This is a genomic window from Microbacterium capsulatum, assembly GCF_030865425.1.
In the GTDB taxonomy this organism is placed as follows: Bacteria; Actinomycetota; Actinomycetes; order Actinomycetales; family Microbacteriaceae; genus Microbacterium; species Microbacterium capsulatum.
This window is the reverse complement of the sequence record NZ_JAVFCB010000002.1, coordinates 312,193-337,790: the sequence shown is the minus strand read 5'-3', so window position 1 is coordinate 337,790 and position 25,598 is coordinate 312,193. Positions and strand designations below refer to the sequence as shown.

At 71.1% G+C, this 25,598-nt stretch carries 23 protein-coding genes; 6 read left to right on the top strand and 17 right to left on the bottom strand.

Annotated elements, in window-relative coordinates; all coding sequences use genetic code 11:
* Positions 1-46: 46 nt before the first annotated feature.
* Positions 47-874, bottom strand: coding sequence for an isoprenyl transferase (locus RBR11_RS04465; RefSeq protein WP_308488099.1), 828 nt, complete (start codon positions 872-874; stop codon positions 47-49).
* Positions 871-1,599, bottom strand: a complete 729-nt coding sequence (recO, locus tag RBR11_RS04460) for a DNA repair protein RecO (protein ID WP_308488098.1) — start codon at positions 1,597-1,599, stop codon at positions 871-873. Before recO ends, RBR11_RS04465 begins: the two co-directional genes overlap by 4 nt.
* A gap of 36 nt (positions 1,600-1,635) precedes the next feature.
* Between recO and RBR11_RS04455 the strand changes: the two genes are divergently transcribed.
* Entirely contained in the window at positions 1,636-2,322 is a 687-nt protein-coding gene (locus tag RBR11_RS04455) for a trimeric intracellular cation channel family protein (protein WP_308488097.1), read from the top strand.
* Between the two features lie 168 nt (positions 2,323-2,490).
* Here RBR11_RS04455 and leuA read toward each other — a convergent pair whose 3' ends face one another.
* Positions 2,491-4,251, bottom strand: coding sequence for a 2-isopropylmalate synthase (gene leuA, locus RBR11_RS04450; RefSeq protein WP_308488096.1), 1,761 nt, complete (start codon positions 4,249-4,251; stop codon positions 2,491-2,493).
* 217 nt (positions 4,252-4,468) lie between these two features.
* Here leuA and thrC point away from each other — a divergent pair, with 217 nt between their 5' ends.
* The 3 genes from thrC to RBR11_RS04435 all read left to right on the top strand — a co-directional run bounded on the left by thrC (position 4,469) and on the right by RBR11_RS04435 (position 8,144).
* Positions 4,469-5,890: a threonine synthase gene (gene thrC, locus RBR11_RS04445; protein ID WP_308488095.1), complete on the top strand. Its 1,422-nt coding sequence runs from the start codon at positions 4,469-4,471 to the stop codon at positions 5,888-5,890.
* Between the two features lie 68 nt (positions 5,891-5,958).
* Positions 5,959-7,746: a DUF2207 family protein gene (locus tag RBR11_RS04440; protein ID WP_308488094.1), complete on the top strand. Its 1,788-nt coding sequence runs from the start codon at positions 5,959-5,961 to the stop codon at positions 7,744-7,746.
* A gap of 83 nt (positions 7,747-7,829) precedes the next feature.
* Positions 7,830-8,144, top strand: coding sequence for an antibiotic biosynthesis monooxygenase (locus RBR11_RS04435; protein ID WP_308488093.1), 315 nt, complete (start codon positions 7,830-7,832; stop codon positions 8,142-8,144).
* 19 nt (positions 8,145-8,163) lie between these two features.
* Here the strand turns inward: RBR11_RS04435 and RBR11_RS04430 are convergent, their stop codons facing one another.
* From RBR11_RS04430 to RBR11_RS04380, 11 genes are all read right to left on the bottom strand, one after another.
* Complete coding sequence (locus tag RBR11_RS04430) at positions 8,164-9,105, bottom strand: NADP-dependent oxidoreductase (protein WP_308488092.1); 942 nt, start codon at positions 9,103-9,105, stop codon at positions 8,164-8,166.
* A gap of 1 nt (position 9,106) precedes the next feature.
* Positions 9,107-10,036, bottom strand: a complete 930-nt coding sequence (gene era / locus RBR11_RS04425; RefSeq protein WP_308488091.1) for a GTPase Era — start codon at positions 10,034-10,036, stop codon at positions 9,107-9,109.
* Positions 10,026-11,327 (bottom strand): hemolysin family protein, encoded by a 1,302-nt coding sequence (locus RBR11_RS04420; protein ID WP_308488090.1) that lies wholly within the window; start codon positions 11,325-11,327, stop codon positions 10,026-10,028. Before RBR11_RS04420 ends, era begins: the two co-directional genes overlap by 11 nt.
* Positions 11,324-11,788 carry an rRNA maturation RNase YbeY gene (gene ybeY, locus RBR11_RS04415; RefSeq protein ID WP_308488089.1) on the bottom strand — a complete coding sequence of 155 codons (465 nt, stop codon included), beginning with the start codon at positions 11,786-11,788 and terminating at the stop codon, positions 11,324-11,326. Before ybeY ends, RBR11_RS04420 begins: the two co-directional genes overlap by 4 nt.
* On the bottom strand, positions 11,785-12,807 hold the full coding sequence (locus tag RBR11_RS04410) for a PhoH family protein (protein WP_308488299.1): 1,023 nt from the start codon (positions 12,805-12,807) through the stop codon (positions 11,785-11,787). Before RBR11_RS04410 ends, ybeY begins: the two co-directional genes overlap by 4 nt.
* A 70-nt stretch (positions 12,808-12,877) precedes the next feature.
* The gene (locus RBR11_RS04405; protein WP_308488088.1) at positions 12,878-13,225 is read right to left on the bottom strand and encodes an HIT domain-containing protein; all 348 of its coding nucleotides are present in this window, start codon (positions 13,223-13,225) and stop codon (positions 12,878-12,880) included.
* Positions 13,226-13,282: 57 nt separating this feature from the next.
* The gene (locus tag RBR11_RS04400) at positions 13,283-14,011 is read right to left on the bottom strand and encodes a 16S rRNA (uracil(1498)-N(3))-methyltransferase (RefSeq protein ID WP_308488087.1); all 729 of its coding nucleotides are present in this window, start codon (positions 14,009-14,011) and stop codon (positions 13,283-13,285) included.
* Between the two features lie 6 nt (positions 14,012-14,017).
* On the bottom strand, positions 14,018-15,124 hold the full coding sequence (gene dnaJ, locus RBR11_RS04395; protein WP_308488298.1) for a molecular chaperone DnaJ: 1,107 nt from the start codon (positions 15,122-15,124) through the stop codon (positions 14,018-14,020).
* Between the two features lie 49 nt (positions 15,125-15,173).
* Positions 15,174-16,208 (bottom strand): heat-inducible transcriptional repressor HrcA, encoded by a 1,035-nt coding sequence (gene hrcA / locus RBR11_RS04390; protein ID WP_308488086.1) that lies wholly within the window; start codon positions 16,206-16,208, stop codon positions 15,174-15,176.
* Between the two features lie 244 nt (positions 16,209-16,452).
* Positions 16,453-17,670, bottom strand: coding sequence for a radical SAM family heme chaperone HemW (hemW, locus tag RBR11_RS04385; protein ID WP_308488085.1), 1,218 nt, complete (start codon positions 17,668-17,670; stop codon positions 16,453-16,455).
* A 13-nt stretch (positions 17,671-17,683) separates the two neighbouring features.
* Positions 17,684-18,337: a DUF1990 family protein gene (locus tag RBR11_RS04380; RefSeq protein ID WP_308488084.1), complete on the bottom strand. Its 654-nt coding sequence runs from the start codon at positions 18,335-18,337 to the stop codon at positions 17,684-17,686.
* 148 nt (positions 18,338-18,485) lie between these two features.
* Here RBR11_RS04380 and RBR11_RS04375 point away from each other — a divergent pair, with 148 nt between their 5' ends.
* Complete coding sequence (locus RBR11_RS04375; protein ID WP_308488083.1) at positions 18,486-20,252, top strand: insulinase family protein; 1,767 nt, start codon at positions 18,486-18,488, stop codon at positions 20,250-20,252.
* A gap of 15 nt (positions 20,253-20,267) precedes the next feature.
* Here RBR11_RS04375 and lepA read toward each other — a convergent pair whose 3' ends face one another.
* Positions 20,268-22,121: a translation elongation factor 4 gene (lepA, locus tag RBR11_RS04370; RefSeq protein WP_308488082.1), complete on the bottom strand. Its 1,854-nt coding sequence runs from the start codon at positions 22,119-22,121 to the stop codon at positions 20,268-20,270.
* A 154-nt stretch (positions 22,122-22,275) separates the two neighbouring features.
* Between lepA and RBR11_RS04365 the strand changes: the two genes are divergently transcribed.
* Complete coding sequence (locus tag RBR11_RS04365) at positions 22,276-22,992, top strand: alpha/beta fold hydrolase (RefSeq protein WP_308488081.1); 717 nt, start codon at positions 22,276-22,278, stop codon at positions 22,990-22,992.
* Here the strand turns inward: RBR11_RS04365 and RBR11_RS04360 are convergent.
* The gene (locus tag RBR11_RS04360) at positions 22,943-24,226 is read right to left on the bottom strand and encodes an MFS transporter (protein WP_308488080.1); all 1,284 of its coding nucleotides are present in this window, start codon (positions 24,224-24,226) and stop codon (positions 22,943-22,945) included. The two genes, RBR11_RS04365 and RBR11_RS04360, sit on opposite strands and share 50 nt — an antisense overlap.
* The gene (locus RBR11_RS04355) at positions 24,223-25,566 is read right to left on the bottom strand and encodes a GH1 family beta-glucosidase (RefSeq protein ID WP_308488079.1); all 1,344 of its coding nucleotides are present in this window, start codon (positions 25,564-25,566) and stop codon (positions 24,223-24,225) included. Before RBR11_RS04355 ends, RBR11_RS04360 begins: the two co-directional genes overlap by 4 nt.
* Positions 25,567-25,598 lie beyond the last annotated feature (32 nt).

Here is a 25,598-nt window from a genome sequence, read left to right as displayed (position 1 = left end):
GACCGGGCGCTCAGGAACCGGGCGCGGCTCAGGAACCGGGCGCGGCTCAGGAACCGGGGGCGGCAGCGTCGGGGGTGTCCACGGCACCGCCGAAGCGGCGGTCGCGGGAGAGGTAGATCCCGATCGCGCGCCACAGCTCCTCACGGGAGAAGTCGGGCCACAGCGTGTCGAGGAACACCATCTCGGCGTACGCCGACTGCCAGAGCAGGAAGTTCGACGTGCGCTGCTCCCCCGAGCTGCGCAGGAACAGGTCGACGTCCGGCATGTCCGGGATGTACAGGTGCCGGCGGATCGCCTTCTCGGTGATCGCCCCCGGCCGCATCCGGCCCGCCTTCACATCCTCGGCGATCGCGCGCATGGCGTCGACGAGCTCGACCCGGCCGCCGTAGTTGATGCACATGGTGAGGGTGAGCACGTCGTTGCCGCGGGTGAGCTGCTCGGCGACCTGCAGCTCCTTGATGACGGATCCCCACAGCCGCGGCTTGCGCCCCGCCCAGCGGATCCGCACCCCCCATTCGTTCAGCTGGTCGCGGCGGCGGTGCAGCACGTCACGGTTGTAGCCCATGAGGAAGCGGACCTCCTCGGGCGAGCGCGCCCAGTTCTCCGTCGAGAACGCGTACACGCTGAGGTGCTTCACGCCCGCCTGGATCGCCCCGGCGACGACATCGAGCAGCACCTCCTCCCCCGCCTTGTGCCCCTCGATCCGGTTCAGCCCGCGACGGTTCGCCCAGCGGCCGTTGCCGTCCATCACGATCGCGACATGTTCCGGGACCGCCGGGAACGCCGGAGGCTGCACGCCGGTCCAGTCCAGCGGACGGTACGGGACGGCGTCCTTGTGGGTGTACGGCTTGGGGGCGTGCGCTGCGGTGCTCACCGGGGTCCTTCCACGAGCGGGAGCGAGCGGATCCCCCGCTCGAGATGCCATTGGGTGTATGCGGCGATCACGCCGGACGCCGCCGCGGTGTCGCGTGGCGAGGCCGCCTCGACGCGCTCCCAGTCGCCCGCGATCAGCGCGCGCAGGACCTCGAGCGCCGACGCCGGGATCCGGGGGCTGCCGACGGGGGCGCAGTCGTCGCAGACGATGCCGCCCATCTGAGCGACGAACACGGTGTGCGGGCCGGGCTTCGCGCAGCGCGCGCAGTCGTCGAACGAGGGCGCCCAGCCGGAGAGCGCCATCACGCGGAGCAGGTACGAGTCCAGGATGCTCCGCGCGGCATGCTCGCCTCGGGCCAGGGCGCGCAGCCCGCCGACGAGCAGCAGGTACTGGTCGGGGGTGGCCTCGGAGTCGTTCAGCCGATCGGCGGTCTCCACCATCGCGTTCGCCGCGGTGTAGCGGTCGTAGTGCAGCGCGATGTCGGCGCCGTACGAGCCCAGCGACTCCGCCTGCTGCACGATGTCGAGCGATCGCCCCTGGTACAGCTGCACGTCGGCCACCATGAACGGCTCCAGGCGCGACCCGAACTTCGACGAGGTACGGCGCACCCCCTTCGCCACCGCCCGGACCTTGCCGTGCTGCCGCGACAGCATCGTGACGATCCGGTCCGCCTCGCCGAGCTTGTGGGTGCGCAGGATCACCGCTTCGTCTCGGTAGGTGGGCATTACTCGATCATCCCACTCGACGTAGAGAATGGACGCGTGACCGAACCGACCTTCACCATCCCGCTGTGGGCCGATCTGCTGGGCGTGGGGCTCGGCGGCGTGCAGGGGGCCATGTTCGCGAGCGGCTTCCAGGGGCAGCGTCGGCTGGATCTGCTCGGGGTCGCGATCATCGGGATCATGATCGGCATGGGCGGCGGCCTCATCCGCGACATCCTGATCGGCCAGCCGCCCGCGTCGCTGCAGAGCAACTGGTACCTGCTCACCGCCGCGGGTGCCGCGCTGGTCGGGATGCTGCTGGCCGGAGTGCTGAACCGGGTCAACACGTTCATCGTCGTGCTGGACGCGGTCGTGATCGGCATGTTCGGGGCCTTCGGCACGAGCAAGGCGATCGCCTTCGGCGTGCCCGAGGTGCCCGCCGTGTTCATCGGCGTGTGCGCCGCCGTCGGCGGCGGCGTGCTCCGCGACGTGCTGATGGGGCTGCCGGTGTCGATCATGCACGTCGGATCGCTGTACGCGGTCGCGGCGGGCGCCGGCTGCACGTTCATCGTCGTGGCGCACACGCTGGGGCTCGGGATCGTGCCGTCCGCCGTCGTCGCGATCGTGATCACGACGATCATCCGCGTGCTCGCCGTGATCTTCGACGTGTCCCTCCCCGAGCAGCGTCGCCTCTACCGCCGCAAGGTGGCCGCCGAGACCGGCATGATCCCGATCATCAAGCCCTGACCCCGTCACCGGTCGCCAACGCCCTCGCAGCTTCGTGGGAAGACGACTGCTCCCCGAGCGCGGCGGTTGGGCCGGTCTCGGGGAGCAGTCGCGGTCATGCGGACGGTTGCGCCGCAGACGGGGGCTCCGCGCACAGGGTGGCGGCGCGGAGACGCTGAGGGTCCGGGGTCAGGCCCCGACGAGCTCGGACTCGGCCTGGCGGGCGCGGATCGAGCGGTTCACGCACGACACGATCGCCTTGAGCGACGCGGTCGAGATGTCGCCGTCGATGCCGACGCCCCACAGGCGCTGGTCGCCGACCTGCAGCTCGACGTAGGCCGCAGCCTGCGCGTCGCCGCCGGTGGACAGCGTGTGCTCGACGTAGTCGTACAGCGAGATCTCGAAGCCGCGCTCGCGGAGCACCTCGATGAACGCGGCGATCGGGCCGTTGCCCGTGCCGGAGGCCTCGGCGCGCTCCTCGTCGTCGCGCAGCACGACGTCGAGGGTGACCTCGCCGGACATGTCGCTGTTCGTCCGGGTGCCCAGCAGCTCGAACCGGCCCCACTTGGCGTCGTCCGCCGAGGCGGGCAGGTACTCGTCGTTGAAGATCTCCCAGATCTGCTCGCTGGTGACCTCGCCGCCCTCGGCGTCGGTCTTCGCCTGCACCACGCCGGAGAACTCGATCTGCAGCTTGCGCGGCAGGTCCAGCGCGTGGTCGGTCTTCAGCAGGTAGGCGACGCCGCCCTTGCCGGACTGCGAGTTGACGCGGATGACCGCCTCGTAGGAGCGGCCCAGGTCCTTCGGGTCGACCGGCAGGTAGGGCACGCCCCACTCGATGTCGTCGGTCGTGACGCCCTGCGCCTCGGCCTTCGCGGCCATCGCCTCGAAGCCCTTCTTGATGGCGTCCTGGTGGGATCCGCTGAACGCGGTGAAGACGAGGTCGCCGGCCCACGGGCTGCGCTCGGGCACGGGCAGCTGGTTGCAGTACTCGGCGGTGCGCTTGACCTGATCGATGTCGCTGAAGTCGATCTGCGGGTCGATGCCCTGCGTGAACAGGTTGATGCCGAGAGCGACGAGGTCGACGTTGCCGGTGCGCTCGCCGTTGCCGAACAGGCATCCCTCGATGCGGTCGGCACCGGCCATGTAGCCGAGCTCGGCCGCGGCGATCGCGGTGCCGCGGTCGTTGTGCGGGTGCAGCGAGATGATGACGTTCTCGCGGTGGTTCAGGTGGCGGCTCATCCACTCGATCGAGTCGGCGTAGACGTTGGGGGTCGCCATCTCGACGGTCGCGGGCAGGTTGATGATGACCTTGCGGCCGGGCGTCGGCTGCAGGATCTCCAGCACCTCGTTGCAGACCTCGACGGCGTACTCCAGCTCGGTGCCGGTGTAGCTCTCCGGGGAGTACTCGTAGTAGACCTCGGTGTCGGGGATCCGCTTCTCGAACTCGCGGCACAGACGCGCACCCTCGAGCGCGATCTGCTTGACGCCCTCGCGGTCGGAGCGGAACACGACCTCGCGCTGCAGCACGCTGGTGGAGTTGTAGAAGTGCACGATGGCCTGCTTCGCGCCGGCGATCGCCTCGTAGGTGCGCTCGATCAGGTGCTCGCGGCATTGCGTCAGGACCTGGATCGTGACGTCGTCCGGGATCAGGTCCTCTTCGATGAGCTGCCGGACGAAGTCGAAGTCGGTCTGGCTCGCGGAGGGGAAGCCGACCTCGATCTCCTTGTAGCCCATGCCCACGAGCAGCTCGAACATCACCCGCTTGCGCTCGGGGGACATCGGGTCGATCAGGGCCTGGTTGCCGTCGCGCAGGTCGACCGCGCACCACCGGGGCGCCTCGGTGATCCGCTTCGACGGCCAGGTGCGGTCAGGCAGATCGACCTGGATCTGCTCGTGGAACGGCCGGTACTTGTGGATCGGCATCGCAGTGGGGCGCTGGTTGTTCTTCATGAGGGGGTTGCTCTTCTCGTCGCTTCAGATGCGGGGCGGGCCAACGCGAACACCGCGACGAGTGGGGCCCTCAGAATCGGGACTCGTCGCGGCAGCTAAGAAGGAGCAGACCGCCTGCGCGCATGCGGCCATGCTAGCACGGCGTCATCCGGGCATCCGGGCTGTGACGGACCTGCGACAATCGAAGCACGCCGGCAGACGATCCGAGGAGTTTCGCGTGCAGTACATCTCCACCCGCGGTGGCGGGGAGCCGAAGACCTACAGCGAGGCGCTGCTGGAGGGCCTGGCCACCGACGGCGGCCTGCTCGTGCCCGAGAAGCTGCCGGAGGTCGACGCCGCGACGCTGGAGGGATGGCGCGCACTGACCTATCCCGAGCTCGCGACCGAGGTGCTCGGCCTGTTCGCGACCGACATCCCGCGCGACGACCTCGCCGCGCTGTGCCTGGCCGCCTACTCCCCCGACGTCTTCGCCGCGGCGGTGCCGCTGCGGCCGATCGGCGGCGGGATCACGCTCGTCGGCCTGTCCGAGGGCCCGACGCTCGCGTTCAAGGACATGGCCATGCAGTTCCTCGGCCAGGCGCTCGAGTACGCGCTCGAGCGGACCGGCGGCGTGCTGAACATCGTGGGTGCGACCTCCGGCGACACCGGATCCGCCGCAGAGCACGCCCTGCGCGGCAAGGACCGCGTGTCGGTGTTCATGCTCTCGCCGCAGGGCCGGATGAGCCCGTTCCAGCGCGCGCAGATGTACTCGCTGCAGGACGCGAACGTGCACAACATCGCGGTCGAGGGCGTCTTCGACGACTGCCAGAACCTGGTCAAGGACCTCGCCGGCGACCTCGACTTCAAGCGCGCGCAGCATCTCGGCGCGGTGAACTCGATCAACCTCGCCCGCATCACTGCGCAGGTCGTCTACTACTTCTGGGCGTGGCTGCGGGCGACCGACGCCGTGCCCGCGGCCGAGCGCACCGGGTTCGAGGTCTCCTTCGCCGTGCCGTCCGGCAACTTCGGCAACATCCTCTCCGGCTTCTTCGCCCGCGGCATGGGGCTCCCGGTCCGGCGCCTCGTGCTCGCCGCGAACGAGAACAACGTCCTGGACGAGTTCTTCCGCACCGGCGTGTACCGCCCGCGCAGCGCGGCGCAGACCCTGGCCACGTCCAGCCCGTCGATGGACATCTCCAAGGCGTCGAACCTGGAGCGCTTCATCTACGACCTCGTCGGCCGCGACCCGCAGCGCGTGGTCGCCGCCTGGAACGACCTCGCCGCGACCGGCAGCTTCGACTTCACCGCCGACCGGCCGCGCTTCGCCGAGGAGTTCGGCATCGTCAGCGGCACGAGCACCCACGAGGACCGCCTCGCGACGATCCGCGCCGTGCACGCGCAGTCCGGCACGATCATCGACCCGCACACCGCGGACGGCGTGAAGGTCGCGGCGGAATTCGTCGAGGACGGCGTCCCGATGCTCGTGCTCGAGACCGCGAAGCCGGAGAAGTTCGGCGAGACGATCACCGAGGCGCTCGGGATCGAGTTGCCGCTGTCGGACGAGCTGCAGGCGCTGCTCGCCGCTCCGCAGCGCGTGGTCGAGATCGCGAACGACGAGGCCGTGCTGCGCGGGATCATCACCGCGAGCGCGCTGCACTGAATCGGTCGCCGAGCCCGTCCGTCGGCCCGGTCCCGCCGCCGCGGTCGCGGGCCGCTAGCCTGACTGGCATGACGGGTCGACTGCGCTCACGCCTTCTCGCCCTGCTGGGCGCCGCCGCTCTCGTCGTCGGCCCGCTGCTCGTCGCGTCCCCTGCGCACGCCGACGCGAACGACTTCTCCTACGCGTCGTGGAACAGCGTGCTCCAGCTCGGCCGGGACGACCAGGGCCGCGCGGAGCTGCGGGTCACCGAGACGCTCGTCGCGGACTTCCCGGACTTCGACCAGAACCACGGGATCATCCGCGGGCTGCCGGAGTGGTACGACGGCGCTCCGCTGAGTCTGCGCATCGTGTCGGTCACCGACGGGAACGGCAACGACCTGCCGTACGACGACGGCACCGTCGACAACGGCGAGCGGCAGATCAAGATCGGCGACGGGAACGTCTTCCGGCACGGGCTCACCACGTACCGGATCCAGTACACGATGCGCGACGTGGTGCACCGGCCCACCGACAAGGCGATCGACGAGTGGTACTGGAACCTGCTGCCGCTGAACTCCGCGCAGCCGATCGCGAAGTTCACGGCCGTGATGATGTTCGACCCGGCCGTGACCGCCGCGATGACCGGCGACCGCGCCTGCTACGTCGGGCCGGCCGGCGCGACGACGCGGTGCGACCTCACCCCCGATGCGTCCTCCGCCACCGTCTTCGACGTCGCGAAGAACGACCTTCCCGCAGGCTTCGGCGTCACCGTCGCGTTCGCGATGAAGCAGGGCACGTTCGCGCCGGCGCCGGCGCGCATCCCGGATCCGATGACGGACACCGTCCCGAAGGTCGCCGCGGGCGCCGGTGCGCTGCTCGCGCTCGGCGGCGCGATCCTCGGGATCGGCGCGATGCGCCGCGCCGGCCGACGGCGCGGCCGCGGGATCGTCGTCGCCCAGTACGACGTGCCGACCACCCTGCCCCCGCTTCTGGCCGCGGTGCTGGAGGGGCGCAGGAACGCCGCGAACCCGGCCGAGATCGTGCACCTCGCGGTCCGTAAGGCGATCCGGATCCAGGACGGCTCGTCCAAGCCGATCCTGCAGCTGACCGACCCGGCCGCTCCCCCGGATCCGCTCGACGCCGCCGCGCTCGCGGCGCTGTTCCCCCACCCCGCGCCCGGCACCCTGCTGCACCTCGCGGCGCCGGACGACGCGCTCGTGAAGCGGCTCAAGACGCTGCCCGCCGCAGCCGGTGCTGCGGCGGTGGAGCGCGGTCTGCTCGTCCGGCGGCGGTCGGCGCCCGCGCTGATCCTGAGCGCGGCGGGCCTGCTCGCCGGGATCGCGTCGATCATCCTCGCGGTGCCCGGCATGGCCGTGGGCCGCCCCGCCGCGATCGGCTCGTTCGTGCTCGCGATCGCCCTGTCTGTCGTCGCGCTGATCGCCCTCCTCGCCGCGCTGCAGCGCTACCGGGTGCTGACCGGGGCCGGGGCCGAGGCCCGTGAGTACCTGCTCGGGGTCAGGGAGTACATCCGGCTGGCGGAGGCGGACCGGATCCGGATGCTGCAGTCGTACCGCGGCGCCGAGCGCCGTCAGGACGGCAGCGCGGACGTCGTGGTGCTGTACGAGCGGCTGCTGCCCTACGCGATGCTGTTCGGCATGGAGCGCGAGTGGGGCGAGGTGCTCGCGGTGCAGTACGAGCAGGAGAACATCGTGCCCACCTGGTACGCCGGCTACGCGGCGGGCGCCCTGGTCGGCAGCCTCTCCGGGATGAACAGCTCGCTGAGCGCAACACCGACGCTAAGCTCGTCGTCCAGCGGATCGTCCGGCGGCGGGTTCTCCGGCGGCGGAGGCGGCGGCGGATCCTCCGGCGGCTGGTGAGGCCGCCCTCTCGCGTACCTGGCGGCGGGGCTCGTGGCGGCGCATACTGAGGGTCTGGATCGGCCTGCGCTGGAGGTTCCGTGATGCCCGAGCACGTTCTCACCGAGGTCAGTGCGGTGGTCGCCGCGGAGCGCGAATCGGCCCTCATCGCGGGATTCGCCGCGCTGCTGGATCAGCCGCTGCCGGACGGCCTGCTGCGGACCGAGCTGCTGCGCGGATCGGATGCCGAGGACGGCCGCACGTGGCGGATCCAGACGCTGTGGCGCGACCGGCAGGCCCTGGACGCGATGCGGGCGAGCGCCGAGCCGCCGGCGGCGCCCGCGCTGTTCCGCAGCGTCGGCGCGGAGCCGAGCCTGACCGTGCTCACCGTGGCGAAGGGCCGGCGCTTCGGCGAGTGACGGCGACGACGCTCCCGGGCTACGGGACGAGGGCGAGCTTGCCGCCGGGGTGGCCCTCGGCGAGGAAGCGCGTGGCCTCGACCGCCTCTTCGAGCGGGTAGACCCGCGCCACCGGGACGACGAGCTCGCCCTCGTCGGCGAGGCGGGCGAGCTCTGCGCGGATCCCGTCGCGGAACACGGCGCTCGCCGGCTGGGATCCGGCGATGGCGGCGATGCCGTCCTCGGCGGCGCGGCCGAACGCCGCGATCGTGATGATCCGGGATCGGTCAGGGACGAGTCCGAGCGAGACGTCGACGGCCTCGTCCGTGCCCACCGCATCGAGCGACGCGGCGATCGGGGCGCCGAGCGCGCGGACGCGGTCGAGCAGGCCGGGTCCGTAGAGGATCGGGGTCCCGCCGAAGCGGCGCACCCGCTCGGCGCCCTCCGCGCTCGCGGTGCCGATCACCCGCACACCGCGCAGGGCGGCGAGCTGCAGCACCATGACGCCGACCGCGCCGGAGGCGCCGTGCAGCAGGATCGTCTCCCCCGCCGCGGCGTGCACGCGCTCGAGCATCTCGGCGGCCGTGGTGCCGGCGAGCAGCAGGTTCGCCGCCTCGGGGTGGGTCAGCGGCGCCGGCTTGCGGAACGCCTTCGCGGCCGGGATCGTCATCGCCGTGGCGTATCCGCCGTTCACGCGGAACGCGATCACATCGTCGCCGACGGCCGCCTCGCCGGACCCGATCCGGGTGTCGGGTCCGATCGCGACGATCTCGCCGGAGATCTCGTAGCCGATCGGATCCGGCAGCCTCACGCCAGGGCGGGGCGCGGCGACGTGCTTGCGGTCAGCGGGGTTCATGCCGGCCGCGCGCACCGCGACCGTGATCTCGCCCGGGCCCGGATCGGGGACCTCGGTCTCGACCAGCCGCCAGTGCTCCGGGCCGCCCCACTCCGTGGCGATCCACCGCCGCGCCGCGAGCGTCACGTCAGAACCCCAGCCGCCCGAGCTGCTTCGGATCGCGCTGCCACTCCTTGGCGACCTTCACGTGCAGGCCGAGGAACACGCGCGTGCCGAGCAGCTCCTCGATGCCGGCACGCGCCGTGGCGCCGACCTCCCGGAGCCGGGCGCCCTTGCGGCCGATGATGATCGCCTTCTGGCTGTCCCGTTCCACGACGATCGAGGCGTGCACGTCGGTGAGGTCGGATCCCTCCCGCGGCGCGATGTCGTCGATGACGACCGCGATCGAGTGCGGCAGCTCGTCGCGCACGCCCTCGAGGGCGGCCTCGCGGATCATCTCCGCGATCCGGTCCTCGGTGGTCTCGTCGGTGACGACGTCGTCGCCGTACAGCGCGGGGCCCTCCGGCATGAGCGCGAGCACCTCGTCGGCGAGCACGTCCAGCTGCACGCGGGTGAGGGCGGAGAGCGGGATCACGGCGGCCCAGTCCTCGCGCAGCGCGTCGACCTCCATCAGACGCTCGGTGATCTCGTCGCGCTCGGCGATGTCGACCTTGGTCACGATCGCGATCTTCTTCGCGCGCGGGTAGCCGTCCAGGGACGCCGCGATGCGCCGGTCGCCCGGGCCGACCTTCTCGGTCGCCGGGACGCAGAATCCGATCACGTCGACGTCGCCGAGGACCTGCTCGACGAGGTCGTTGAGCCGCTCGCCGAGGAGCGTGCGCGGACGGTGGATCCCGGGGGTGTCCACGATCACGAGCTGCCCGTCGGGCCGGTTCACGATGCCGCGGATCGCGCGGCGCGTGGTCTGCGGCTTCTCGCTGGTGATCGCGATCTTCTCGCCGACCAGGGCGTTCGTGAGCGTGGACTTGCCGACGTTCGGCCGGCCCACGAAGGTCACGAAGCCGCTGCGGTGCCCGCTGTCGTCCACGCCGGTCTCGGCGCTCAGGTCATCGCTCATCGTGGTTCTCCTTGTCGTGCTGATCCTCCGTGTCGGGCTCCTCGGCCCGCTCCACGAAGACGTATTCGATGCCGCGCCCCCGGCCCCGCGAGGCACCGCCGGTGAGCTGCAGCCCGCGCACCACGGCCGTCGCGCCGGGGGTGGGGATCCGGCCGAGCTCCTTGCCGAGGAGCCCGCCGATCGAGTCGACGTCGTCGTCCTCGAGCTCGACGCCGAACAGCTCGCCGACGTCCTCCAGGCCGAGCCGCCCGCTCACCCGGTAGTGGCCGGGCTCGAGCTCGACGACCTCCGCGATCGGCCGGTCGTACTCGTCGGAGATCTCGCCGACGAGTTCCTCGATGAGGTCCTCCAGGGTGACCAGGCCCGCGATTCCGCCGTGCTCGTCGATGACGATGCACACGTGCACGGCATCGCGCTTCATCTGCTGCAGCAGGGTCTCGGCGCGCATGGACTCGGGCACGAACACGGCAGGGCGGGCGATCTGCCGCACGGAGGCGGCCCGCCAGCTGCGGTCGTCGCGGTACGCGAACTGGACGAGGTCCTTCAGGTACAGCACGCCGACGACGTCGTCGGCCTCGTCGTCGACGACTGGCACCCGGGAGATCCCCCGGGTGAGGAACAGATCCATCGCCTCGGACGTGGTGGCGGTCGCGTCGACCGTCACCATGTCGGTGCGCGGCACCATGACGGCCCGCACGAACTGGTCGGTGAAGTCGAACACGGAGTGGATCAGCTCGCGATCGTCGGCCTCGATGAGATCGTGCGAAGCGGCCTCGTCGACCATGCTCAGCAGCTGCGTCTCGGTCGCGAACGTGCTCCGGCCGGTGCCGGGCGTCACCCGTCTGCCGAAGACGGCGAGCCCCTGCGGGATCGGACCGAGGATCACCCGCAGCGCGCGGACCAGGGGGGCGCAGGCGCGCAGCATCGCGTCGGCGTGCTGCCGGCCGAAGGAACGCGGGCTCGCCCCGACGAGGACGAACGTGGTGCCGGTCATGATGACGGCGGCCACGAGCATCGCCCACCAGATCTGACCGTCGAACAGCAGCACCAGCGCGACCGTGACGAGCACCGCCGCGGCCGTCTCCGCGAGCACGCGGATGAACGCGATCGCGTTCGCATGCGGATCCGGATCCGCCGCGATCCGCGCGAGAGCGGGGGCGTAGCGCCCCTCGGATCCCATCTCCTCCAGGTCGGCGCGCGAGGTCACCGCCAGTGCCGCGTCGATCGCGGCCATCAGGCCGCCGAGGCCGACCAGGAGCGCCGCTCCGGCCAGGAGGAGGACTGCGGTCATCGACCGTGACTGCGCTCGTCGGCCGCGAAGCCCGCGATGAGCTCGCGCTGCAGGCCGAACATCTCCCGCTCGTCCTCCGGCTCGGCGTGGTCGAAGCCGAGCAGGTGCAGCAGACCGTGCGTGGTGAGCAGGACGAGCTCGTCCATGAGCGAGTGCTTGGCCGTGGCGGCCTGCGTCTCGGCGACCTGAGGGCACAGCACGATGTCGCCGAGCAGCCCCGCCGGGGTCGGCCGGTCGATCGTGCCGGGGCGCAGCTCGTCCATCGGGAAGCTCAGCACGTCGGTGGGGCCGGGCTCGTCCATCCACTGCACGTGCAGAGCCTCCATCGCGCCCTCGTCGACGAGCACGATCGCGACATCGGCGTCGGCGCTGACGTTCAGCTGGGCGAGGTTGCGCTCGGTGAGGCGCAGCAGCACGGTCTCGTCGATCGCGATGGCCGACTCGTTGTTGATCTCGATCACTTCAGGCCTCGTTTCGGCATGCGGTCGCGGGGTCCGGGGCGCATCGCGGCCCGGCGGTCGGCGCGGTTGGCGAATTCGCTGGCCTGGTCGCGCTCGGCGCGGGCGGCGGTGCGCTGCTCGTCGTACTCGCTGTACGCGTCGACGATGCGGCCGACGAGCGAGTGCCGGACGACGTCGTCGCTGGTCAGGCGGGAGAAGTGGATGTCGTCGATGTCCTTCAGCACCCGGGTCACGACGCGCAGCCCGGACGCGCCCAGCGGCAGGTCGATCTGGGTGATGTCGCCGGTGACGACCATCTTCGTGCCGAAGCCGAGGCGGGTCAGGAACATCTTCATCTGCTCGGGCGTGGTGTTCTGCGCCTCGTCCAGCACGACGAAGGAGTCGTTCAGGGTGCGTCCGCGCATGTACGCGAGCGGGGCCACCTCGATCGTCCCGCTCGCCATCAGGCGCGGCACGAGCTCCGGATCCATCATCTCGTTCAGCGCGTCGTAGAGCGGGCGCAGGTACGGGTCGATCTTGTCGGTGAGCGTGCCGGGCAGGAACCCGAGCCGCTCCCCCGCCTCGACCGCCGGACGGGTCAGGATGATCCGTTCGACCTCCTTGCGCTGCAGCGCCTGCACGGCCTTGGCCATCGCGAGGTAGGTCTTGCCGGTGCCGGCCGGGCCGATCCCGAACACGATCGTGTTCTGGTCGATCGCGTCGACGTACTCCTTCTGCCCGAGCGTCTTCGGCCGGATCACCCGCCCGCGCGTGGACAGGATCGCCTCGCCGAGCACCTCGCTCGGCCGCAGCCCCTCGCGCTCCAGCATGCGCGCGGACTGCGCCACGTCGCTGGGCGCCAGGGAGTGCCCGGAGCGGGTCATCTCGATGAGCTCGTCCACGAGCGTGCGGGCCGCACGGACCGCGTCGGGCTCGCCCGTCAGCGTGACCTCGTTGCCGCGGACGAGCACGTCCACGGCCGGGTGCTGCTTCTCGAGCATGCGCAGGAGGCGGTCCTGTGGGCCGAGGAGCTGGACCATCGCGATGCCGTCCACCTCGATGCGGGCCGACGTCTCCCTCTGCGGGGCGGGGGCGCTCTCCGCCGATTCGTCAGAAGCCAATGAGCTTGCCCTCCGGGATGTTGCCGAGCACGTGGGCGTGCACGTGGAAGACGGACTGCGAGACGCTCGCGCCGTTGTTGAAGATCAGGCGGTACTCGCCGTTCGCGTGCTCGTCGGCGATCCGCTGGGCGGCGGCGACGAGGTCTGCCATCAGGGCCGGGTCCCCGGCGGCGAGCTCGGTGACGTTGCGATACTCCTCGGACTTGGGGATCACGAGGACGTGCAGCGGAGCCTGGGGGTTGATGTCGCGGATCGCGAAGACGTTGTCGGTCTCCAGCAGGATCTCGGCGGGGATCTCCCCCTTCAGGATGCGCGTGAAGATCGAAGGTTCGCTCATGCGGTCAGTCTATCGAGCGGGCCGCGGGCCGGGCCGACCACGGGTGCGGCTCGCCGCCTACCAGCGCCCGCGGGCGACGTTCAGGACCGCGATCGCGGCGGGGCCCGCGGTGGAGGTGCGCAGCACGGTGTCGCCGAGCAGCACGCGCTCGGCGCCGGCCGCGACCAGGCGGTCGATCTCGTCGGGGGCGATGCCGCCCTCGGGGCCGACGACGAGGACGATGTCGCGGTCGTCGCCGGTCAGCGCGGACAGCCGCTGCGGCGCGGTCGGATCCAGGATCAGCACGCGCTGCGTGCCGGCGCGACGCGCGAGGTCCGCCGTCGACTCGACCGCCGCGACCTCGGGCACCCAGCTGCGGTGCGCCTGCTTCGCCGCCTCTCGGACGATCGTCGCCCAGCGCTCCCTGCCCTTCGCGGCCTTGGCGCCCTCCCAGCGCGACACGCTGCGAGCGGCCTGCCACGGCACGATCTCGTCGACGCCGAGCTCGCACGCCGCCTGCACGGCCATCTCGTCGCGGTCGCCCTTCGCGAGGGCCTGCACGAGCAGGATCCGCGGATCCGGGCGCGGGTCGACGCGGCGGGTCAGGATCCGCACCTCGACGCGCGTCGGCTCGGCCGCCACGACCTCGCCCTCGAGCCAGACGCCGGCGCCGTCGCCGAGGGTGATCGGCTCGCCGATCCGCACCCGGCGCACGACAGCGGCGTGCTTGGCCTCGGCGCCGGCGAGCAGCACGGAGGATCCGGCCTCGGCGGCGGTCGCGTCGGGCGTGACGAAGTGCAGGGCCATCGCGGCTCAGCCCCGGAAACGGTCGCGCAGCTTGGAGAACAGCCCCTGGTGGAACTCGGCGAGCTTCGGTGCGGGCGCCTTCGTGCGCTTCGCGAAGTCCTCGATGAGCTGACGCTCCTTGTGGTCGAGCTTGGTCGGGGTGAGCACCTGCACGCCCACCCGGAGGTCGCCGCGCTGGGTCCCGCGCAGCGGCGTGACGCCGCGGCCCTTGATCGTGAGCACGTCGCCGGACTGCAGCCCCTGGCGGATCTCCAGATCCACCGGTCCGTCGAGCGACTCGATGGTCGTCGTCGCGCCCAGGATCGCGTCGGTCATGGCGACCTCGAGGGTCGCCAGCAGGTCGTCGCCGTCGCGGCTGAACCGCGCGTGCGGGGAGACCGTCACCTCGACGTACAGGTCGCCGTTCGGGCCCCCGGCACGGCCGACCTCGCCCGATCCGGGCAGCTGCAGGCGGAGCCCGGTCTCGACGCCGGCGGGGATGTCCAGGCCGACCGTGCGGCGCGAGCGCACCCGGCCCTGGCCGTTGCAGGTCTGGCACGGGAACGGGATCGTGGTGCCGAAGCCCTCGCACGATCCACACGGCGCGGTGGTGATGACGTTGCCGAGCAGGCTCCGCACCTGCTGCTGCACGTGGCCGGATCCGCCGCAGATGTCGCAGGTCACCGGGGAGGTGCCCGCCTGGCAGCACGAGCCCTGGCAGGTCTCGCAGAGCACCGCGGTGTCCACCTCGATGTCGCGGTGCACGCCGAAGACGACGTCGCCGAGGTCGAGCGTGAGGCGGACCAGCGCATCCTGCCCGCGCTCCCGGCGGGACCGGGGTCGCGCGGCCCGGGCTCCCCCGCCGCCGAAGAACGTCTCGAAGATGTCGCCGAAGCCGCCGAACCCTCCGAAGCCGCCGTTGCCGTTCTGATCGCCGCCCATGTCGTAGCGGCGGCGGGACTCGGGGTCGCTCAGCACGTCGTACGCGTGCGTCACCGACTTGAACCGCTCCGCGGCCTCCTCGCTCGGGTTCACGTCCGGGTGCAGCTGACGCGCGAGCCGTCGGTACGCCTTCTTGATCTCGTCCTCGCTCGCGTCACGCGAGACACCGAGAACCTCGTAGTGATCCGTCACCATCGCCTTTCCGGGCCGCCACGGGGCGGCGCGTGTGGTCTGCGGCCGCTCAGCGGCCGGTCTCGTCCTCTTCGAGCAGGCGCGACAGGTAGCGGGCCACGGCCCGCGCCGCCGCGAGATTGCTCGGGTAGTCCATCCGGGTCGGCCCCATCACGCCCACGCGGGCCGTACCGCCGTGCGTCATGTAGTCGCTCGCCACGATCGAGGCCTCGCCGAGGCCGAACGCGGCGTTCTCCGTGCCGATGCTCGCGGCGAGCCCGTGCTCGTCGACGTGCATCTCGTTCATCAGCCGCAGCAGCGTCACCTGCTCCTCGATCGCCTCGAGGAGGGGGTGGATGCTCCCGCGGAAGTCGTGCTCGCGCCGGGCCAGGGTCGCCGCCCCCGCCATCACCAGGCGCTCCTGGCGGAACTCGGCGAGCTCCTCCGCGACCGCCCGCAGCAGCGCGGTCTGGGCCGCGGCGAGCCGCGGCGCGAGATGCGCCTCGCCCGCCGTCTCGACGCGCTCGGCGCCGCGCCGCACGGAGTGACCGGTGATCAGATCGGTGAGCGAGGCGCGCAGCAGGACGACCTCGGCCTCGTCGAGGTCGACGGGCAGCGGCACGATCCGCTGCGACACGCCGCCGGCGTCGGTCACGAGGACGATCAGCAGCCGGTTCGCGGCGAGCGCGACCAGCTCGACGTGGGTGACGTGCGCGCGCGCGAACGACGGGTACTGGGCGAGGGCGACCTGGCCGGTCAGCCGGGTGAGCACCCGGACGGTGCGCACCATGAGGTCGTCGAGGTCGGCCGGATCCGCGAGGAACGCGGTGATCGCGCTGCGCTGCGCCGCCGAGAGCGGCCGGACCTGCGCGAGGTGGTCGACGAAGACCCGGTAGCCCTTGTCGGTGGGCACCCGGCCGGAGGAGGTGTGCGGCGCGGCGATGAGGTCCTCGTCCTCGAGCTGCGCCATGTCGTTGCGGATCGTCGCGGCGGAGACGCCGAAGGCGTGCCGCTCCACGATCGACTTGCTGCCGACCGGCTCATTCGTCTCGACGTAGTCCTCGACGATGGCGCGGAGCACCTGGAGTCCGCGTTCCGAGACCATCGCTCCTCCTCACGGTTGGCACTCGTGCATCCTGAGTGCCAATCCTATCGCGTCGGGCGCTCCGACAGGCTCAGGGACCCGATCCGAGGGGTCGTTGAGCGAGGACGCCCAGAGACCGAGACAAAACGCGGTCCTCAGCGGGCTCGCCGCGTTTCGTCTCGCCCCGGCTGCGCCGGCGCTCGCTCAACGACCCCGGGAGGCCCGGCTGCGCCGGTGCTCGCTCAACGACCCCGGAGGAGCGGCCTCAGTCGGTGAGCGTCCGCACGACCGCGTCGGCGAGCAGGCGGCCGCGCAGGGTCAGCACGAGCGTTCCCCGGAGGGCCGCGGCAGGCTCCACGAGCCCGTCCGCGATGAGCCCGGCGACCCGCGGGCGGGCGCCTGCGGCGAGGAAGTCGAGCGGCAGCCCCTCGGCGAGCCGGGAGCCGAGCAGGATCCGCTCGAGCGTCACCGCCTGCGCATCGGGACGCTCGGTGCCGGCGGCGGGCGACTCACCCGCGGCGAGCCGCTGCGCATACGCCGCCGGGTGCTTCACGTTCCAGAACCGCAGACCCGCGATGTGGCTGTGCGCGCCGGGGCCGAAGCCCCACCAGTCCGTGCCCCGCCAGTAGGCCAGGTTGTGCCGGGAGCGCTGATCCGGCGTGCGCGCCCAGTTGCTCACCTCGTACCAAGAGAACCCGGCGTCGGCGAGCACCCGATCGGCGAGCTCGTACATGTCGGCCTGCAGGTCGTCGTCGGGCGCGGGGACCTCGCCGCGGCGGATCTGCCGAGCGAGCTTCGTGCCGTCCTCGATGATGAGCGCGTAGGCGGACACGTGATCGGGCGCGAGCGCGGTCGCCGCGTCGAGCGACGCCCGCCAGTCGTCGAGAGACTCCCCCGGCGCGCCGTAGATGAGGTCGACGCTGACGGCGAGCCCAGCGCCGCGGGCGGCCTCGACGGCGGTGCGGACGTTCTCCGGGCGGTGCGTGCGATCCAGGGCCGCGAGCACGTGCGGCACCGCCGACTGCATGCCGATCGAGAGCCGGGTGACGCCGGCGGCGGCGAGCTCCTCGGCGACCGCGGGGGTGACCGTATCGGGGTTCGCCTCGACGGTGACCTCGGCCCCCTCCGCGATCCCGAACGCGTCGACGGCGGCGCCCAGCATGCGGGCGAGGTCGCCGGCAGGCAGGAGCGTGGGCGTGCCGCCGCCGAAGAACACCGTGCTCATCTCGCGGAGCGGACCGCGCTCCGCGAGCACGTCGCGGGCCAGCGCGATCTCCCGGATCAGGGTGTCGGCGTAGGCGTCCTGGCTCGCACCGCGCAGCTCGGACGCGGTGTACGTGTTGAAGTCGCAGTAGCCGCAGCGCACGCGGCAGAACGGCACGTGCAGATAGGCGGAGAACGCGGATTCCCCGTCGATCGCGAGATCGGCGGGCAGACGGCCGTCGGCGGGCGCCGGATCCCCCAGCGGCAGAGGTCCGGCCATCACAGCACCACGGTCACAGCGGCGTCGCGTACAGCGGCGAGATCGCGCGGAGGTAGCGGGCGAACAGCTCGCGACGACGGCGCTTCACCAGGTACGGCAGCGTCCGGTACAGGAATCCGGTCGGGCGGTCGAACGCGCGCACCGTGAACCAGACCTCGTCGGTGTCCTCGTGCCAGTAGATGTCGAACGACTCCTCGCCGCTCACGACGGATCCGCTGACCGTGCCCAGCACGAAGCCGATCCGGCGCGACTGCTCGGTCACCGAGATCACCCGCAGCTCGGCGTCGGCACGCAGGCCGGACACCCGGCCGTGCAGCTTCAGCGTCATGCCGGGGCCCGCCCACGGCGTGCCGTCCTCGTCGTAGCGCGGCTCGACCTCGCCCTGGCTCGGTGCGATCGGAGCGCCCGCGGCGTCGAAGCTGACGCCGGCGTAGCCGGGACTGGACGCCGGGCGCACGTCGGTGAGCTGCAGACCCGCGGCGCGCTGCGCCGTCCAGGACAGCAGCGCGTCGCCGGCGTTGCGGAACCGCTCCTCGCCGCTGCCGAGCCGCCAGGACTCCTCCGCGGGCACGCTCTGCTCCGGCGGATACTGCATCAGATCCGGCGCGTGGGTCGCTCCCACGGCGGCATAGTCCACCGTTCCTTCTCGGAATGTCCCGCGACGCATGACAACCACCCTACTTGGCGACGTCGTCGGCCTCACCCAGGTTCCGCCAAGGCTGGGGTGCTTGCGATCAGGGTCAATGACGGTCATGGCCCTGACGCGGGGATATGATCGCGCCCAGTACCCGGTCCCGTTGTTCGAAGCGAGCACGATGGCAACCAATGATCCGCCCGGCTCACAGTGGGCGTTCGATCTCCGCACGTTCGCGTCCGACCGTTTTCGAGTCGGAGACGTCGATGGCATCCCGGTCGTGCATGGCACCGTGGCCGGCGGCGATGTCTTCTGCGCCCTGATCTTCCGCGTCGGCTTCGCAGACGAGACATTCGCCACGAGCGGCATCACGCACCTGATCGAGCACCTCGCTCTGTTCGGTCTCGACGACCCCGACGTGCATGCGAATGGGCAGACTCAGGACTATCTGACGATCTTCCATTTCCAGGGACCGCTCAGCGCTGCCAGCCGATTTCTGACGAACGTCGCCAGCGCTCTCCGAAGTCTGCCGATGATTCGTCTCGACCACGAGAAGGAGGTGCTGCGCACCGAGTGGCAGGGACGCGCCGGTCACCCCGCGCTTCATCAGGCGCTGGAACGGTACGGCGTCCGTGGCCCCGGCTTGGCGAACGCGGGCGAGATCGGACTGCACACGATCGGAGACGACGATGTGAGGTCCTGGGCGGCCCGATACTTCACGCGAAACAACGCAATAGCCGTCCTCACCGCAGACGCACTCCCCGACGACCTGTCGATCGACCTGCCGCGGGGAGACCTCCGCCCGATCGGCCCCCGCACCTTCGCAGCCTCCGAGTTGCCAGGCTTCTTCATCGGCTCGCAGAGCGGCGTGCTTCTCGATGCCGAAGTGCCCCGCTCGACCGCCGCCTCGTTCGTAGCCGGGATCATTCAGCGGATCCTGTTCCGGCGTCTACGTACCGAGCAGGGCATCTCCTATCACGTAGCCGCCGAGTACGCCCCCATCGATGCGGACTCAGCGCGGATCAGCATCACAGCCGACGTGCGACCGGAGCATCGAGATGAACTCGTCGCAGGCATTCTCCAGGCTCTGTCAGACCTGCGCGGGGGCGTCATCGACGATGCCGACATCGAAGCCGAGCGCAGTCGGCGCCTGCATGCCTATGACAGCGATGTTTCGCCCGGCGAACTCGTCGGCATGGCTGTCACAGCCATTCAGGGTCGCAGGCTGGCGACGATCGACGAGCTGAAGCAGGAGCTGCGCGCCGTTTCCCGCGACGACCTCATCGCCGCGTCCGTGCAGTTCTGGTCTGGTCTGCTCGCGCAATTGCCGATCGAACCTCCTGCCGAGTTCGGTCTCACGCAGACGCTTCAGAGCTCACTGGAATCGGCGTACGGAGAGGTGCACCGCCTGCGCAACGGATCCGGGGAAGTGCTGTTCGTCTCGCCGACCGGCGTGAGCATGGAGCATCGCGACGGGCGCCTGATCGCCGCCCGGTACGAGGAGACCGTCGGACTGCTGAAGTACCCGGACGGAGGCCGCCGCCTGGTCACTGCCGACGGATTCCTGGTCTCGATCGAGCCGGCAGTCATTCCCACCTTCACGACGAGTCATCTCGCGACCCTCGATGCGTCGATCCCATCGGACAGGCATATAGCGCTGCCGGAGCGTGCCGCGGATCAGATCCCGCGCCTCCCCGCGGCGCGTAGAGTTCCCGAGACGGTAAGCGGATACGGCGTATGGGGAGATGTCACCGCGATCGTCCTGGCGATCGCGACCGCCGCCCTGATCGCGATCGGCTCGACGTTCGACCGGGACTCGCCGTGGCAGGCCCTGCCCGCGTTCACCGGGCTCAACGTCGTCGTCTTCGTCTTCCGGTCACGGCGCGTACGGCTGTTCTGGAAGGCGCTGACAGCGCGCACCGAGGAACGTCGCGCGCGTCGGAGGTGAGCGACCGGATCCGCCCTACTTCTTGTCCTTGCCCTCGACGTCCCCGCTCAGGGCGGCGATGAACGCCTCCTGCGGGACCTCGACGCGGCCGACCATCTTCATGCGCTTCTTGCCCTCCTTCTGCTTCTCGAGGAGCTTGCGCTTGCGGGTGATGTCACCGCCGTAGCACTTGGCGAGCACGTCCTTGCGGATCGCGCGGATGGTCTCGCGGGCGATGATCCGTGCGCCGATCGCGGCCTGGATCGGCACCTCGAACTGCTGCCGCGGGATGAGCTTGCGCAGGCGCTCGGCCATCATCGTGCCGTAGGCGTAGGCCTTGTCGCGGTGCACGATCGAGCTGAACGCGTCGACCTTCTCGCCCTGCAGCAGGATGTCGACCTTGACCAGGTCGGCCTCCTGGGAGCCGGAGGGCTCGTAGTCGAGCGAGGCGTAGCCCTGGGTCTTGGACTTCAGCTGGTCGAAGAAGTCGAACACGATCTCGCCGAGCGGCATGTTGTAGCGCAGCTCGACGCGCTCCTCGGAGAAGTACTCCATGCCCAGCAGCGTGCCGCGGCGGGACTGGCAGAGCTCCATCACGGTGCCGACGTAGTCCTTGGGCAGCAGGATCGCGGTCTTCACCATCGGCTCGGAGACGGATCCGATCCGCCCGTCCGGGTACTCGCTCGGGTTGGTCACCGTGACCGTCTCGCCGGTGTCGCTCGTGACGACCTGGTAGATCACGCTCGGCGCGGTCGTGATGAGGTCGAGGCCGAACTCGCGGCTCAGGCGCTCCGTGATGATCTCGAGGTGCAGCAGGCCGAGGAAACCGCAGCGGAAGCCGAAGCCGAGCGCGACCGAGGTCTCCGGCTCGTACTGCAGCGACGCGTCGGAGAGCTTGAGCTTGTCGAGTGCCTCGCGGAGCTCCGCGTAGTCGCTGCCGTCGATCGGGTAGATGCCGCTGAAGACCATCGGCTTCGGGTCGGTGTAGCCGGCGAGCGCGTCGGCCGCGGGCTTGCGGGCGTTCGTGATCGTGTCGCCGACCTTCGACTGGCGCACGTCCTTCACCCCCGTGATGAGGTAGCCGACCTCGCCGACGCCGAGGCCCTTGGACGGCACGGGCTCGGGGCTGGAGACGCCGATCTCGAGGAGCTCGTGGTTCGCGCCGGTCGACATCATCTGGATCCGCTCGCGCGGCGACAGCTTGCCGTCGACCATGCGGACGTAGGTGACCACGCCGCGGTAGGCGTCGTAGACGGAGTCGAAGATCATCGCGCGGGCCGGGGCCTCGGCGTCGCCGACGGGGGCCGGGATCTCCTGCACGAGGCGGTCGAGGAGATCCTCGACGCCCACGCCGGTCTTGCCGGAGACGCGCAGCACGTCCTCCGGACGCCCGCCGATCAGGTCCGCGAGCTCCTTCGCGTACTTCTCCGGCTCGGCCGCGGGCAGATCGATCTTGTTCAGGACCGGGATGATCGTGAGGTCGTTCTCGAGCGCGAGGTACAGGTTCGCGAGGGTCTGCGCCTCGATGCCCTGCGCCGCATCGACGAGCAGGATCGCGCCCTCGCACGCGGCGAGCGAGCGAGACACCTCGTACGTGAAGTCGACGTGCCCGGGAGTGTCGATCATGTTCAGGGCGAACGTCTCGCCGCCGATCTGCCAGGGCATGCGCACGGCCTGGCTCTTGATCGTGATGCCGCGCTCGCGCTCGATGTCCATGCGGTCGAGGTACTGCGCGCGCATGTCGCGGTCGGAGACGACGCCGGTGATCTGGAGCATACGGTCGGCCAGGGTCGACTTGCCGTGGTCGATGTGGGCGATGATGCAGAAGTTGCGGATCTGCGCGGGCGGCGTCGAGGCCGGCTGCAGCGGAGTGAGGGCGCGAGGTGACATGTGGTCCTGAGCGTGGGTCCGGGATTCGGATCGGGCGTTCCCCGAGCGTCTCGAGGTATCTGATCGATTCTACGGGAGAGCCCGCGCGCTCTCGGAGGCCCCCGGTTCCCGGGCGGGCGGGCCGACCGCCCGGAATCCTTCCTAGACTCGTGCCATGCCCGTCTCCGTCGTCCTCGTGCACGGCATCCGCACGTCCGCGACGATGTGGCGCTCGCAGGTCGACCACCTCCGCGCGCGCGGCAACCCGGCCCTCGCCGTCGACCTTCCGGGGCACGGCACGCGCCGGGACGAGCCGTTCGCCCTGGACGAGGCGATGCACACGATCGACGCCGCGGTCCGCGCCGCCGACGGCCCGGTGCTGCTCGTCGGGCACTCGATGGGCGGGCTGCTCTCGACCGCGTACCTGGGTGAGGATCCGGCGCCGCCGGTCGCGGGGTTCATCGGCGCGAGCTGCACCGCCCTCCCCCGCGGCCCGGGCCTGGCCGCCTACCGGGTGCTCGCCGGCGCACTGAACTCGATGCCGGATCGCGGTCTGTGGCTGAGCGGGAAGGTCCTCGACGCGACCCTGCCCGAGGAGACGAGGGACGACTTCGGCGCGGGCGGCTACGCGCTGGCGGTGCAGGACGCCGCGCTGCGCTCCCTCGCCGGACTCGACCTCGAGGCCGCGGTGCGGCGGATCGCGATTCCGACCTGGTTCGTGAACGGCCAGTTCGACCAGCTGCGCACGCACGAGGCGCTCTACCGCCGGCTCGCCCCGCAGGCCGAGTTCATCGTGGTGCCGCGCACCACGCACCTCGTCACGGCCATGCGGCCGCGCGTGTTCAACGCGGTACTGGAGCTGGCACTGGCGACGCTGGAGTCGTCGCCCTGACCGCGTAGGTCATCGCGGCGCCGACGAGCGAGAGCACCGCCGCCGCGGCGAACAACAGCCAGAACCCGCCCACGAGGGCGACCAGGCCCGCACCGAGCAGCGGCCCGAGCAGCTGACCGAGCTGGGCGGACACGTTCACCAGGCCGAGGTCGCGGGCGTGGTCGTCCGGATCCTTCAGCAGATCGGTCGCGAACGCGAGACTCACCGCCATGTAGGCGCCGTATCCCGCGCCCATGATCGCGGCGGCGATCCCGGTCATCACGAGGGACGGGCTGATCAGGATCACAATGCCCGAGACGGCCTGCACGACCGCGGAGACCGCGGTGAGCATGCGCCGCCGGCGGAGCGGATGCGCGCTCGGACGGTCGGAGAGGATCCCCGCGACGATCGAGGCGATCACGACGAACACCGTGTAGACGACGATGAGGATGAGCAGGTCGTCCTGGGCCTCGCCGGACGCCACGCGCACGCCGTAGAGCAGGAAGAAGAGCAGCAGCGACGTGCCGAAGGCGTTGCCGACGTTCACCGTGAGCCGGCTGATCAGCAGCCAGAGGAAGTCGCGGTCGCGCCAGGAGGCGGGCCGGCCCGACGACCCCGCCGCGAACACCGGCATGTCGTTCGACGGCGCATCCGGCAGCAGGATCGCGGTGCCCGCGCCGACCACGGCGATGATCCCGGCGAGCAGGAGGTACGACGCGGCGACGCTCAGCGCGAGGAGCACCACGGCCCCCACGCCGACCACGATGCCGACGGCCTGCGCCGAGCTCGCCGCCGCCGACGCCGCGCCGCGCTGCTCGCTGAGCTGGTCGGCGATCATGGCGGTCAGCGCCGCCGAGGCGACCGAGACGCCGACCGACACGACGACCCACGACGCCCCGACCGCGAGCGGCCCGGTGACCTGCCCGGTGAGCACCAGCCCGATCGCCGAGAACAGGGATCCGCCGATCGCCCACGGGCGGCGCCGTCCCCAGCGCGAGCGGGTGCGGTCGGAGAAGCGTCCGGACAGCGGCGCGGCGATGATGCCGACGAGCCCGCCGGCGCTGAGCACGACGCCCGCCCAGACGACGCCGGCGATCCAGTCCTCGCCCTGGCTGTTCGTGTCGAGCTGGAGAGGCAGCAGCAGCTGCACCGGGGTGAGCTGCACCGTCCAGATCGCCAGCCACGCGAGCGTGAACAGGGTCATCCAGAGCGGGCCGACCCGCTTCGCCGCGACGTCGCCCTGCCGTCCGGTCATGCCCGTGCCTCCTCGATGAGTGCGCGATACCAGTCGAAGGACGCCTTCGGGGTGCGCTCCCCCGTGTCCATGTCCACGTGCACGAGCCCGAACCGCTGCGTGTACCCGTCCGCCCACTCGAAGTTGTCCAGCAGCGACCACACCGTGTACTCGTCGACGCGGACACCGGCGCGGACCGCGTCCAGCACGGCGCCGATGTGCCCGCGCAGGTAGGCGATCCGATCGGGATCCTCGATCCGTGCGGTCACGTGATCCGGCTCCGGGAACGACGCCCCGTTCTCGGCGATGACGACCGGCGGGAGGGCATCGCCGTACCGCGCCCGCGCGTCGACGAGGAAGGCGGTGAGCCCCTCCGGCACGATCGGCCAGAGCGGGCCGAAGCCGGTGGTCTCCGCCCCCGGGGTCGGCACGACCTCGAACGGCACCGGACCGTCGCAGGCCGCCACCGTCGTCGGGTTGTAGTAGTTCACGCCGTACACCTCGCACGGGGCGCCGATGAGGGCGAGGTCGCCGTCCTGCACGGGCATCCGGACGCCCAGCGCGTCGAGGTCGGGATAGCGGCCGAGCAGGATCGGGTCCGCGAACACCCGGTTGTGGATGAGGTCGTAGACGTACGCCGCCTGCTGGTCGGCCGCGGATCCGGACGCCGGGATCGCCGGGGTGTGGTTGTTCACGATCCCGATCTGCTCGGCGCCGTGGGCACGCAGGATCGGGACGGCGAGGCCGTGCGCGAGGAGCTGGTGATGCACGGTGGACAGGGAGTCGAACAGCAGGCTGCGCCCCGGGGCGAGCTCGCCGATCGCATAGCCCTGCAGCGTCGTCGAGACGGGCTCGTTGATCGTGTACCAGTGCCGCACGCGGTCGCCGAGGACGGCAGCCATGACGTCGACGTACTCGGCGAAGCGCTCGGCGGTGGCGCGGTTCAGCCACCCCCCTCCCTCCGCTTCCAGGACCGACGGCAGATCCCAGTGGTACAGGGTCGGCGCGGGCGTCACCCCGGCGGCGAGCAGCCGGTCGACGAGCCGGTCGTAGTAGGCGATCCCCACCGGGTTCGGTCTGCCGTCCGGCAGCACCCGCACCCAGGAGATCGAGAAGCGGTACCGGTCCACGCCCAGCCGGCGCAGCAGCGCCACGTCCTCGTCGGCACGGTGGTAGCTGTCCGGGCCCGGATCCGCCGTGCTGCCGTCGCGCACCCGGTCGGGCGTGTCGACGAAGTCGTCCCAGATGGACCGGCCGCGCCCGTCGGCCTCCCTCGCCCCCTCGATCTGGAACGCGGCGGTGGCGGCGGAGAAGCGCAGCCGGCGCAGAAGAGCGCGATCGAACGGAGCGGGTTCGGTCATGGACGACTCCTTCGGGTCCTCCGCACAGCTTG

Coding starts and splice junctions, on each gene's coding strand:
- recO (WP_308488098.1), bottom strand. CDS start 1,599: ATGCCCACCTACCGAGACGAAGCGGTGATCCTGCGCACCCACAAGCTC.
- leuA (WP_308488096.1), bottom strand. CDS start 4,251: ATGAAGAACAACCAGCGCCCCACTGCGATGCCGATCCACAAGTACCGG.
- RBR11_RS04440 (WP_308488094.1), top strand. CDS start 5,959: ATGACGGGTCGACTGCGCTCACGCCTTCTCGCCCTGCTGGGCGCCGCC.
- RBR11_RS04435 (WP_308488093.1), top strand. CDS start 7,830: ATGCCCGAGCACGTTCTCACCGAGGTCAGTGCGGTGGTCGCCGCGGAG.
- era (WP_308488091.1), bottom strand. CDS start 10,036: ATGAGCGATGACCTGAGCGCCGAGACCGGCGTGGACGACAGCGGGCAC.
- RBR11_RS04420 (WP_308488090.1), bottom strand. CDS start 11,327: ATGACCGCAGTCCTCCTCCTGGCCGGAGCGGCGCTCCTGGTCGGCCTC.
- RBR11_RS04410 (WP_308488299.1), bottom strand. CDS start 12,807: ATGGTCCAGCTCCTCGGCCCACAGGACCGCCTCCTGCGCATGCTCGAG.
- RBR11_RS04405 (WP_308488088.1), bottom strand. CDS start 13,225: ATGAGCGAACCTTCGATCTTCACGCGCATCCTGAAGGGGGAGATCCCC.
- RBR11_RS04400 (WP_308488087.1), bottom strand. CDS start 14,011: ATGGCCCTGCACTTCGTCACGCCCGACGCGACCGCCGCCGAGGCCGGA.
- hrcA (WP_308488086.1), bottom strand. CDS start 16,208: ATGGTCTCGGAACGCGGACTCCAGGTGCTCCGCGCCATCGTCGAGGAC.
- hemW (WP_308488085.1), bottom strand. CDS start 17,670: ATGGCCGGACCTCTGCCGCTGGGGGATCCGGCGCCCGCCGACGGCCGT.
- RBR11_RS04380 (WP_308488084.1), bottom strand. CDS start 18,337: ATGCGTCGCGGGACATTCCGAGAAGGAACGGTGGACTATGCCGCCGTG.
- RBR11_RS04375 (WP_308488083.1), top strand. CDS start 18,486: ATGGCAACCAATGATCCGCCCGGCTCACAGTGGGCGTTCGATCTCCGC.
- lepA (WP_308488082.1), bottom strand. CDS start 22,121: ATGTCACCTCGCGCCCTCACTCCGCTGCAGCCGGCCTCGACGCCGCCC.
- RBR11_RS04365 (WP_308488081.1), top strand. CDS start 22,276: ATGCCCGTCTCCGTCGTCCTCGTGCACGGCATCCGCACGTCCGCGACG.
- RBR11_RS04360 (WP_308488080.1), bottom strand. CDS start 24,226: ATGACCGGACGGCAGGGCGACGTCGCGGCGAAGCGGGTCGGCCCGCTC.
- RBR11_RS04355 (WP_308488079.1), bottom strand. CDS start 25,566: ATGACCGAACCCGCTCCGTTCGATCGCGCTCTTCTGCGCCGGCTGCGC.